The sequence below is a fragment of the Psychrobacillus sp. NPDC093180 genome, assembly GCF_044754065.1.
GTDB lineage: Bacteria > Bacillota > Bacilli > Bacillales_A > Planococcaceae > Psychrobacillus.
Genome location: NZ_JBIVOJ010000004.1, coordinates 16665 through 28255, shown reverse-complemented (window position 1 = coordinate 28255; position 11591 = coordinate 16665). Strand labels below are relative to the sequence as shown.

The following is an 11591-nucleotide window of genomic DNA, read 5'->3' as shown; positions in this document are numbered from 1 at the left end:
GGTATCTGAAATTAGTTTTAACGCATACTTATTATATCGTTTCAACTAGTCCCAAAATTATATGAAAGAGAGGAGTTTCAAAATGAGTTTAACTCCTAAGCAAAGAATTGAGTTACATGGCTTTAATAACCTTACGAAGACTTTAAGCTTTAATATGTATGATATTTGCTATACGCGATCAAAAGAAGAACGAGAAGCTTATATTGACTATATCGACGAACAATATAATGCGGATCGTTTAACCGAAATTTTAACGAAAGTGGCAGATATTATTGAGGCGAATGTATTAAATATTGCCAAGCAAGATTATGAACCGCAGGGAGCAAGTGTCACTATTTTAGTTTCGGAAGGACCTGTTGATGATACTCCCGTCGATTCTTTTAAAGAATCACCAGGACCGTTACCTGAATCAGTCGTCGGTCATCTAGATAAAAGTCATATAACTGTTCATACTTATCCGGAATATCATCCGGATGAAGGAATTAGTACCTTCCGTGCGGATATTGATATTTCCACTTGCGGTGAAATTTCTCCTTTAAAGGCACTAAATTATTTGATTCATTCATTTGAGACGGACGTCATGGTAATGGATTATCGAGTACGTGGCTTTACTAGAGATGTAACAGGTCATAAGTTATTTATCGATCATGATATCAATTCTATTCAAAACTATATTCCCGAAAGCTTACAGGAATATTATCAAATGATTGATGTGAATGTATACCCAGAAAATATTTTTCATACAAAATGCAAGCTAAAGAAATTTGACTTAAATAACTATCTTTTCGGATACCGGGAAGACGAGTTAACTGAGGAAGAAAAAACAGCTATCACCAAAAAATTGAAAACCGAAATGGATGAAATTTTTTACGCTAAAAACATGGCAAGAACAGAAGAAAAGTATTAAAAAAAGACTGTAGTCAACCCCGATATTCTCAGGGCTTGTCTACAGTCTAATTATTTTTCTAGATTTACTTAAGCTTCATCGCTTCCGAAATAATTTTTGGCAGTTCTGTATTGTCGTGGAATCCTACAAATTTATATGATTGCGGACCAAATGCAAAAACAGGAACGGGCGCTGCAGAATGGCCGTATCTAGTCCAGCCAATACCTGCACGTTCACTTAACACTTTATTAATAGCAGGCTTTGCATCTTCTGCTTGTTGAATAGTTCTTTCTTCTTCCACCGATAATTCAAGTCCCGTATATTCTAAAATGACCTCTTTTACATTTAAACGGTCTTTGTTTAATTGGCTAGCCATGAAGCCACCAGTAGCTGTTACATTTTTTAGAATAGCGGCTGCAGCATCAGATGAAGTAGCTGAACCAACTGACATTCCACCAGTCTCATGATCTCCAGCGACAATTACTAATGTTTTGCCATCTTGTTCTGCAAATTCAATTGCTTCCTGCACTGCTTCTTCAAAAGCTTTTGTATCATGCATTGCGTAGCCAGCATCGTTTTCCTCGCCTGCCCAGTCTATTTGGCTTCCTTCTACCATTAAGACGAAACCATCTTTATCTTGATTTAGGGCATCGATTGCCGTTTCAGTCATTTCTGCCAAGCTTGGCTCTTCAGTTTCCACACGATCAAATTCAGGAGCTAGTGCTTCGTCTGCAAATAGACCCAGTAATTTATCGCCTTTTTCTACGTTTATATTTTTAGCATTCGCTAATTGTGCACGTGTTTCAACAAATTCAAATCCGTTTTCTTGTGCTTCATCGATTAAGTCCAATTCCGTTTGCTTGCCACCATCTGAAACAGGTACAAAATTATTTTTACCACCGCCTAAAATTACATCTACACCGCTTTCTTGGATGTATTGGCGAGCAATTTCTGTTTCATTACTACGATGTTCTACATGTGATGCAAAACTAGCCGGAGTTGCATGTGTAATTGTAGAGGTTGCAACTAGGCCGGAAGATTTCCCTGCTTCCTCTGATGCTTCCAGAATTGTCTTCACCTTATTCCCTTCTGGATCAAATCCAATAACACCATTGTTTGTTTTAACGCCAGCTGCCATTGCCGTACCAGCAGCTGCAGAGTCTGTAATATCAGCGTTTGCTGAGTATGTAGTATACATTCCTTTAATATGTGAATCCCATACTGCTTCTTGTCCTTTAAAGATACGGTAATTTGCTGCATGATTTGCTCCAAATCCGTCCGGAATCATATAAATAACATTTTCTACAGGTCCGTTCTCATTCATTTTGACTTTTGAAGTATTAACCTCTTTTTTTGCAGCATCTGCATTGCTTAAACCTACTCCCGAAAGAACAAGTCCGGTACTTAGTGCGATAAGGCCAACTTTTTTAAACATGAAAACCTCTCCTCCAAATATTATTTTTGTTGCTATTAATAGTTTATTAGTTACGTATTAATAGCAAATAAAGGAGCGGTAAATGTTTAATGACAAATTTTTATCCTTAATACCTACATAATCTTATTTTAATAACCGAAATTCATTACTAAAGAATCGGCTATTAGGGATATTTAGTAAGATAGTATATTCACTAATAAAATTAGTGATTTTTTTCTTAATAAAATTTACATTTGAAAATTTATAAAAATCGACTTAAATGCCTCTTTTGATTTAAATCGTAGAATTATTTTGGTTGTGGGGCTATAGAACGTAACACATAGGCTGTTATACCACTAAATAACAAAACAGTAGAACCAATGAATAGAGCTAGCATATAAATCATCCTCCCTACATTTGAAAACCATTCTCATTTACAACATAACACATTATTTCACTACTTTCTACAATTTCTATTCTTTTTCCCGCTTTTTCATGCTAAAATTGTACTATCTATATGTTAAGGATGGGGAAAAAATGAGTGCTTCAAAGCATATACAAACAATATTAAATGGAACAATCCAATCATTAAAATCAGTTATCCCTCTTTCGATGGATATAAAGTCCCCTTCTCTAATGGTACAACCTTTTGAGCAAACAGAAATGAGTGTACTAATAGGAATTATTGGTGATATTAAAGGTCGAATAATAATAGATTCTACTTCTAATGGCTTCTCTAAAATCGGAGCTACTATGTTCGGAATGCCTTTAGAAGGAGAGATGCTCGAATCATTCACTGGAGAATTAGGTAATATGATTGCTGGCAACTTGTGTACGACGGTAGCTGCAAATGGAGTGGACATTGATATTACTCCCCCTACTGTTATAGTTGGGACGTCCAGATTATTCGGATTCCAGCATGCTTTCAAATTACCAGTTGTAATTGCGGATGTTGGTGAAGTAACGATTATTTTAACGATTGATGAATAGCAAGCAGTCAAAAGATCTTCCATTAAAGGGAGATCTTTTTTTATTGGTTCATTCAAAGAAAACCTCTTATTTTAGGGATTGGTTGCTTTCACTAGCAATTTGATTGCTCTCATCATTAAATTGGTTGCTCTTGTGCTGACTTGGTTGCTTTCCTAATAGACTTGGTTGCTTTCAATTACTGTTGGTCTCCCTTATCCAATAACTGGAAAACATTGCATCGAGAAGCTTGTCATTATTGAAAAACTGCGCAGTAAATAATAGAAAGTCTCCGTACTTGCCGCAGTCATACATCCCAGTACGCTATAGAAAGAATACCTACTCTATTTAGTTGAGCTGTCTAATAAAATAGCACAATATCACAGTCAGTACCCGCAACATTAGCTCTGATTTGCGCAATGTTTATAAATAATCTGTAATAATCAGCCTGGTCTCCTTCAAATGAAACTTGTTATTTAGGGATTGGTTGCTTTCACTAGCAATTTGGTTGCTCTTATCATTAATTAGGTTGCTCTTGTGCTGATTTAGTTGCTTACCGAATAGATTTGGTTGCTTTCAATGACTGATTGGTTGCCCTTAACCATTAACTGGAAAACACTGCAGCGAGATGCTTATCATTATTGGAAAACTAAAAAGTAAATAATAGGAAATCATCGCGCTATTACCAATAAGGTATCCACTAGAATGGTTCTGTAGTGCTCAACTGGCGTTAGTCGTGTTATCAGCATGTTATGTCTTATTAAACCATTTATCGTTCCTCGAACTAAATAAACCAGAGACTAAAAAACAAATCGACTGAATAACCAATTTACTTTGGTTGGTAAACTCTTTTTTGGGAATGTGAAAAATGAGATTTTGTGATTCTTCACATTTAGTTCACACAATCGGTTATTATGTGTGACTTTTATCACATCATCTCTTTAAAAATGTATTTATGATATGACTATACAAGAACAAAATTTGGAGGTGTATAAAATGTCGAAGAAACGTGAGAAAGAACCAGATTTAAAAGGTACACTTTATTCGGTTGGTGTTCTTGGCGCATTTATTATAATCACATGGTTTATGGCATTTTATTTATTTATTGATCGATTTTAATTTATTGGAGGTTTGAAGCTATGCATATTCATAAATATGAAAAATGGTGGCTCACATTTGGAATCAGCTCACTTGTTTTATTTTTAGTTGTTGTTGGATTTAGTGCTTTCCATTACGGTTCCCATCCGCCAAGTGCAAAAGTTTACGTGGATCCTGAGCGGGTCGATGAGATTGCACCATTTAATAATCCGGGTGTTCATAAAGTAGAAGGAAAAGATTGGGATTACGAGGTTGTCTTTGTTGCTTCGGCATTTTATTATAATCCACCTGAAATTGAAGTTCCACTTGGGTCTACCGTTAAGTTTATTGCAACAACGAAAGATGTAGTACATGGTTTCCAGGCAGCTGGAACCAATATTAATATGATTTTGGAACCTGGTTATGTATCTGAATATATAACCACTGTTGATAAAGCAGGAGAATATTTAATATTATGTAACGAATATTGCGGGGTTGGACATTCGTCCATGACGTCCATGCTAAAGGTGGTAGAGTAAAATGACAACTGTAGCTGAAAGAGCAAAAGATTTAGTAAAAGTAGATAGAAGAGATGGTAAATTAGCTCTGGCACATATTTACGTCGCGTTCATCGCATTAGCGATTGGTGGACTTTGCGGTCTATTACAAACATTAGTACGGTCTGGTACATTTACACTTCCTTGGGGAATTGGCTATTATCAAATTTTAACTGTTCACGGTGTATTACTCGGACTTGTACTAACAACTTATTTCATTTTTGGTTTCCAAATTGCCGCAGTTAGCAGGACATCTGGCACGTTGACAGATAAACAACGTATGTTAGGTTGGGTCGGCTTTTGGGTAATGACCATTGGTACTACCGCCTCTGCGACAATGGTTCTGCTTAACCAAGCATCTGTGCTTTATACTTTTTATGCACCACTTCAAGCTCATTGGATTTTCTATGCAGGCTTGGCATTAGTCATTGTTGGTTCGTGGATCGGCGGAGCTGGTCAAATTGGTAAATATATAGAATGGCGAAAAGCGAATCCTGGACAATCGAGTCCTCTACTTACTTTTATGGTAGTAGTTAACTTGTCTATGTGGATTGTATGTTCACTTGGAGTTGCAGTAGAAGTATTATTCCAACTACTACCTTGGTCTTTAGGATGGGTAGATAAAGTTGATGTACTACTTTCCCGAACATTGTTTTGGTACTTTGGTCATCCACTTGTTTATTTCTGGTTATTACCAGCGTATATGGTTTGGTATGTAGTCATTCCAAAAGTTATTGGTGGAAAAATTTTCTCTGATGCACTTGCTAGATTATCGTTTATGTTGTTTTTATTATTTTCGATTCCTGTAGGATTTCACCATCAATTAGTGGAGCCTGGAATTAGTTCTTTCTGGAAGTTTCTACAAGTAGTATTAACATTAATGGTTGTTATTCCTTCTTTATTAACCGCTTTCTCTATGTTCGCTACTTTTGAAATTAGAGGTCGCGCATTGGGTGGAAAAGGTGTTTTAGGCTGGTTCAAAAAATTGCCATGGGGAGATGCACGCTTCCTTGTACCGTTTATCGGAATGGCTGCTTTTATTCCAGCAGGTGCGGGTGGTATTATTAACGCTTCTCACCAAATGAATCAATTAGTTCATAATACCATTTGGGTAACAGGTCATTTCCATTTAACTGTTGCAACTACAGTTGTGTTAACGTTCTTTGGAGCTGCTTATTGGTTAATTCCCCACCTTACTGGTCGAGTTTTAACGAAACAAATGAATAAGCTTGCAATTATTCAAGCAATCGTTTGGGCGTTCGGTATGTCCATCATGTCAGGAGCGATGCATATCGTTGGACTATTCGGCGCACCAAGACGTTCAGACTTCTCTACTTATGGAGGATCTGCGCAAGCAGCTGAGTGGATTCCGTATCAAATTGCACAAGCGGTCGGTGGTACTATTCTTTTTATCGGAATCGTGTTAGTTCTTTATATCGTTGCAAATTTACTGTGGTTTGCACCTAAAGGAGAAACAGAATTCCCAGTTGGTGAGGTATCGGAAAATGCTGAGAAAACACCAATGGCATTGGAAAACTGGAAAATATGGCTGACAATTTGTATCGCATTGATATTGTTCGCTTATACAGTTCCAGTAATTGATATGATTCAAAATGCACCTCCGGGATCTAAAGGATTTAAATTGTGGTAATGATAAAAACGCTTGGTTTTTTACCAAGCGTTTTTGTATGCAAACTAATCTGCTATTAACCTAAACCTAAAGCATCCACTCTCACTTGTCTTACTTGCAGTACTTTCAGTGTAAGATCCACTACAATTTTCTCACGTAAAACACTAAATGATTCACCAACATTTGCAGGACATGGTGAAAAATCAAGCTCAAAGAAATCCGCACTAACTAACTCACAGTATGGCTGCTCATTGTAATACACATTATTTTCAAAGAAGAATTTATCCAAACGTGGAGTATGACCGTTTTTCGGATTAATATATCGAGATCTGCTTTCGGAAGAAGAACCGATTATCGGGAAAACAAAAAATTCCCCAGGAGTTAATTCTGCAAAACCGGAAAATGGAACAGTAGCAATTCGATCACGAATAACACCGTTACAATTTGAAGTTGCATATTCGATATCCTTTCGAATATACCCTTCTACAAACAATTTTGCTCTTGTAACTGTACGAATATTCCCATCACATCCGTCCGTTCCAAAACGGACAGGAATTAGTTTACATTGTGTGAGAAAGACATCTTTAAACACTCGTTTAATTTCACTTGCTGGTGGATTAAGGGGAATATTCGCTTCAACTACGATTTGAAGTGTGGTTTCTGCTAACACAACAGGAATTTTAATGATTGGATTAACGTTTGATGGAACTAAACAAGGTGTTGCTACTTCATCTGATAGAGGTGTTAATGTCACTGCATCAACCGGACATGGGTTAACAATAGGGCACTCTCCACTACTCATAATATTTTGTTCACTCATTAAAATCACCTCCTCTCCTATTTTGCAGTTTATTTATCAATCATTTGACATGATATACTGCTCGTTCAATCTATAGTATGCGGTTTATCACTTACTCTCTAAGCTATTGTAATTGGTGTTTTAAATAATATTTGTTATAAAGTGAAAATTCAATCAGTTGGGGTTTTCTTGATCTCCCACTTATCTTTTCGCTTTTCTTAAATCTTGAATTGGTAGTCTTACTGCCCGTTAAGGCGGGATAAAGTTCCTATCAACGGCCTATTTCAAACAGCATTGCTAGAATCTAATGGGTAAGATTGTGAACATTGTTAAAACGCTTGGTTTGCACCAAGCGTTTTTGTCATATAAATCTATTTTCAAACAGCTAATCTTTAATGATATTATTACAAGCCTAATGCATCTACTCGCACTTGTCTTAATTGTAATACTTTGAGGGTTAGATCCATTACAATCTTTTCACGTAAAGTATCAAATGACTCACCTACACCCGTTGGACATGGTGAAAAATCAAGTTCAAAGAAATCAGCACTTACTAACTCGCAATATGGCTGCTCATTATAATACACATTATTTTCAAAGAAGTATTTATCCAAACGTGGGATATCACTGTTCTTCGGATTAATAAATCGGGATCTGCTTTCAGAAGAACCTCCTATTGTTGGGAAAACAAAAAATTCTCCAGGAGTTAATTCAGCAAAACCAGAAAATGGAACAGTAGCAATTCGATCGCGAATAAATCCATTACAATTTGTAGTAGCATACTCAATATCTTTGCGGATAAATCCTTCTACAAACAATTTTGCTCTCGTTACTGTACGAACATTACCTTCACATGATTCCGCACCAAAACGTACAGGAACAAGCTTACATTGCGTGATAAAAACATCTTTAAATACTCGTTTAATTTCACTTGCCGGTGGGTTAAGCGGAATATTCGCTTCTACTACAATTTGAAGAGTGGTTTCTGCTAATACAACAGGAACTTTAAGGATTGGATTAAGATTCGCTGGAACTAAATTAGGTCTTGCTACTTCATCAGATAGAGGTGTTAGTGTCACAGCATCAACCGGACACGGACGAATAATGGAACAATCTCCACTATTTGTAATATTTTGTTCACTCATCAATATCACCTCCTTTCAAATTTTTGTTATTAGTGCTCATTCAATTGACCAAACTTAATACTAATCTTATAGTATGCGTTTCAATTCTTTAATCTCTAAACTTTTGTAATAGGTAATGTCTTTTTATTTTGCTTAGAGATTATAGACCTAAAGCGGTAACTTTTACTTGTCTTACTTGTAGTACTTTTAAAGTAAGATCTACCACAATTTTCTCACGCAAAACATTAAACGATTCATCTACATCTGTAGGGCACGGTGAGAAGTCGACTTCGAAGAATTTTGCACTTACTAGCTCTCCATATGGCTGCTCATTATAATAAACGCTATTTTCAAAGAAGAATTTATCCAAACGTGGAGTTTCACTATTTTTCGGATTGATGAACCGTGATCTATTTTCTGAAGAATCCCCTAAAACAGGGAAAAGGAAAAAGTCGTCATCTGCTAAATCAACAAAACCAGAAAATGGAACTGTGGCAATCCGATCCCGAATTACATCATTACAATTCGTTGTAGCATACTCAATATCTTTACGAATGTATCCTTCTATAAACAATTTTGCTCTCGTTACTGTACGAACCGTATCATCACACAATTCTTCTTCAAAACGCACAGGGACAAGTTTGCACTGTGTCAGAAAAACATCTTTGAATACTCGTTTAATTTCACTGGCTGGTGGATTAAGCGGAATATCTGCTTCCACTACGATTTGAATCGTTGTTTCTGCCAATACAACAGGAACTTTAATGATTGGGGTAGCGGGCGGTGGAATTATACAAGGTGTTGCTCGTTCGTCACTTAATGGGGTTAATGACCTTGCCTCGACCGGACATGGAATAACTTCAGGCCAATACTCATTGCTTGTTTCATTTTGCTCACTCAAAGTATTATTTCCTCCATTCATTCTTCCTTACGTTCTAAAGTATGTTATAAACGAAATTGGGACATAAGCAATTAACACAGAGGAAAGGGAATTAAAAAGTCCTCCTATTTACACAATTATTCTGCTTTTTGAGCTAACTACAATAAAGTGCATAACAAAAGACATCTTTACATTTTGAAAAGTAAAGATGTCTTTTGATTGTAGAATTATTAAATTAATCTTAAGCATACATTCTATTCACTTACCAAAAATTTAGGTTAACTGCTGATTAATAACCGTTTGGACTTGTAGCAGCTGGATTATTAATTCTATAACAATGTTTTGATGAAGTGGATGAGAAGATTGTTCCTCTTTTAACGACTCGGAATTTTCTTCTACTTTTATCCTTGTAACATACTCAATACTTTGATGAATATTTCCTTCCATAAATAATTTCCCTTTTAATGCAATACGGTCCTTACCGGTCGATGAAGGAGAATATTTAGTTGGAACAAACTTGCAATTTGTTAATTCTACTACTTTAGAAAGTTCTTTTACTTTATAAACTTTCTCTTCAAATAAAACATCTTCGTCTAAACAGACTTCCACATTATATTCCCCTACTATTACCGGAACTCGAGTATATACATACTTGTGATTGGGATATGGTTTATTTGTTTCTCCTTCTTTCATAGAAATTGAATTATGAATTGAGACGACAACAGCTCGATGGTACGCCTTTTGCTTGTTATTACTCTCTCGTTCAATACTTTTATTACTCGTAGAGAATATAAGTTCATGTGATTTAAATCCGATTAGGTGGCAATATGGTTGTTCATGAAGATAAGTGACTGTATCAACTAATTTTGTGTCCAATTGAGGGGGCTTATTATCAGATGAATCATTAAATGTAAATGTCTTTTGATCTGTACTTCCGAATAATGGAGGATGGAGAAAGTTATCGATTTCTACGAAGGTAGAGAATGGGATTGTTAACTTTCTTAAACGTGTCTCAGTCTGTCCACTTAACTTATTTGATTGGTTTGTTTTATCGTCTTCATAGTTATTTTTATAATCTTCATTTGAATCATCTACAATAGTGTCTGATGCTATAATCTCTTCCATTTCAAGATTAGGCTCAGCCGGCGACACTATCTCCTGCTCCGCTTGATCTTCGATTTGTGGAACACAATTAGTATTCGCTTCGGTTGAGATGGGAGGATAACGAAAATTATAGATCTTTTCAAAAAGAGAGAATGGGATTTTTATAGTCTTTTTGGACATTTTGTTGAGTTGATCAGTTTGCTTCTGTTGATTGAATTCTTGTGTATCTTCTAGAACATCTAGCCCTACTTCATCTTCCATTTCAAAGTTCAGCTCAGACTTGGATACTATCTCCTGCTCCACCTGAGCTTCAATTTGCGGAACTAAATTTGTATTCGCTTTGGTTGAGATGGGAGGGTAACGGAAATTATGGATCTTTTCAAAAAGAAAGAAAGGAATTCTAATAGCTTTTTTACTTACTTTTGGATATTTATCAGGATCATTCGTAAGATTAAATTCTGGTGAATCTTCCATTTCACGGTTAGATTCAGACTTAAACACTATGTCCTGCTCTGCTTGAGCTTCGATTTGATAAACACTGTTCGTATTCGCTTCGATCGAGATTGGTGGATAACGGAAAGTATGGATCTTCGCAAAGAGGGAGAAAGGAATTTTTATAGCCTTTTTGCTGACTTTCGGATGCTTAGCAGATTGAATAGTAGGCTCATTTTTTATGTCCTCGACAGAAGTTTCATATTGCATCTTTCTCCTATGGCGTTCTCGTTTTTTGGGGAGCTCAGCAGTTTCGTTCCTTTTATAAGCAACAAGTTTATCCTCTGTTTTTACTGCAGTAACTGAAGCTAAAGCAGTCTCACGTCCCACTTTTTCCTCTGCAGGCAAATCATGAGCAACTCCGGTAGCTGAAAAAGTAAAAACATTTTTTTGTGAAACATGCCTCTTTTGCATAGTTTCCAAGTCAAACCAGGGAAGAGGCAACTTCCCTTCGTTGTTCATATTATGAAAATCATGAGTAATAGTAGTCACGCTTACTTTTTCGGGATTAAATTTTATTTTTGGTATAGATCGACCGTTAAACATGTAATTTTCATCCCCACCTTACTTATAAATTAACAATTAGAAGCTGAATTGCTTTAACTCTTTATATATAAAGTGAAACTTCAATCAGTGGGTTTTTTCGATGCACAGGACGTTGC

The 11591-nt window shown here is 36.1% G+C and carries 10 protein-coding genes; 5 read left to right on the top strand and 5 right to left on the bottom strand.

The genetic code is table 11. The features are described from left to right. Positions 1-82 precede the first annotated feature (82 nt). Complete coding sequence (speD, locus tag ACIP9W_RS07245) at positions 83-907, top strand: adenosylmethionine decarboxylase (protein WP_282245828.1); 825 nt, start codon at positions 83-85, stop codon at positions 905-907. Between the two features lie 64 nt (positions 908-971). Here the strand turns inward: speD and ACIP9W_RS07240 are convergent, their stop codons facing one another. Continuing rightward, the gene (locus ACIP9W_RS07240; protein ID WP_400787693.1) at positions 972-2321 is read right to left on the bottom strand and encodes an alkaline phosphatase; all 1350 of its coding nucleotides are present in this window, start codon (positions 2319-2321) and stop codon (positions 972-974) included. Positions 2322-2837: 516 nt separating this feature from the next. On the opposite strand from ACIP9W_RS07240, the gene ACIP9W_RS07235 reads away from it, so the two are divergent. The 4 genes from ACIP9W_RS07235 to ACIP9W_RS07220 all read left to right on the top strand — a co-directional run bounded on the left by ACIP9W_RS07235 (position 2838) and on the right by ACIP9W_RS07220 (position 6551). Continuing rightward, positions 2838-3290: a chemotaxis protein CheX gene (locus ACIP9W_RS07235; RefSeq protein ID WP_400787691.1), complete on the top strand. Its 453-nt coding sequence runs from the start codon at positions 2838-2840 to the stop codon at positions 3288-3290. A gap of 972 nt (positions 3291-4262) precedes the next feature. Then, entirely contained in the window at positions 4263-4385 is a 123-nt protein-coding gene (locus ACIP9W_RS07230) for a cytochrome c oxidase subunit 2A (protein ID WP_142537164.1), read from the top strand. Positions 4386-4405: 20 nt separating this feature from the next. Continuing rightward, positions 4406-4882 (top strand): cupredoxin domain-containing protein, encoded by a 477-nt coding sequence (locus tag ACIP9W_RS07225; protein WP_142537165.1) that lies wholly within the window; start codon positions 4406-4408, stop codon positions 4880-4882. 1 nt (position 4883) lies between these two features. Next, complete coding sequence (locus ACIP9W_RS07220; RefSeq protein WP_400787689.1) at positions 4884-6551, top strand: b(o/a)3-type cytochrome-c oxidase subunit 1; 1668 nt, start codon at positions 4884-4886, stop codon at positions 6549-6551. A gap of 55 nt (positions 6552-6606) precedes the next feature. Here the strand turns inward: ACIP9W_RS07220 and ACIP9W_RS07215 are convergent, their stop codons facing one another. The 4 genes from ACIP9W_RS07215 to ACIP9W_RS07200 form a co-directional block, all read right to left on the bottom strand. Next, positions 6607-7350: a CsxC family protein gene (locus ACIP9W_RS07215; RefSeq protein ID WP_400787686.1), complete on the bottom strand. Its 744-nt coding sequence runs from the start codon at positions 7348-7350 to the stop codon at positions 6607-6609. 383 nt (positions 7351-7733) lie between these two features. Then, positions 7734-8474, bottom strand: coding sequence for a CsxC family protein (locus tag ACIP9W_RS07210; protein WP_400787684.1), 741 nt, complete (start codon positions 8472-8474; stop codon positions 7734-7736). Between the two features lie 139 nt (positions 8475-8613). After that, positions 8614-9354 (bottom strand): CsxC family protein, encoded by a 741-nt coding sequence (locus ACIP9W_RS07205; RefSeq protein ID WP_400787681.1) that lies wholly within the window; start codon positions 9352-9354, stop codon positions 8614-8616. 252 nt (positions 9355-9606) lie between these two features. Continuing rightward, positions 9607-11475, bottom strand: a complete 1869-nt coding sequence (locus ACIP9W_RS07200) for a BC_2427 family protein (RefSeq protein ID WP_400787679.1) — start codon at positions 11473-11475, stop codon at positions 9607-9609. Positions 11476-11591: the final 116 nt, after the last annotated feature.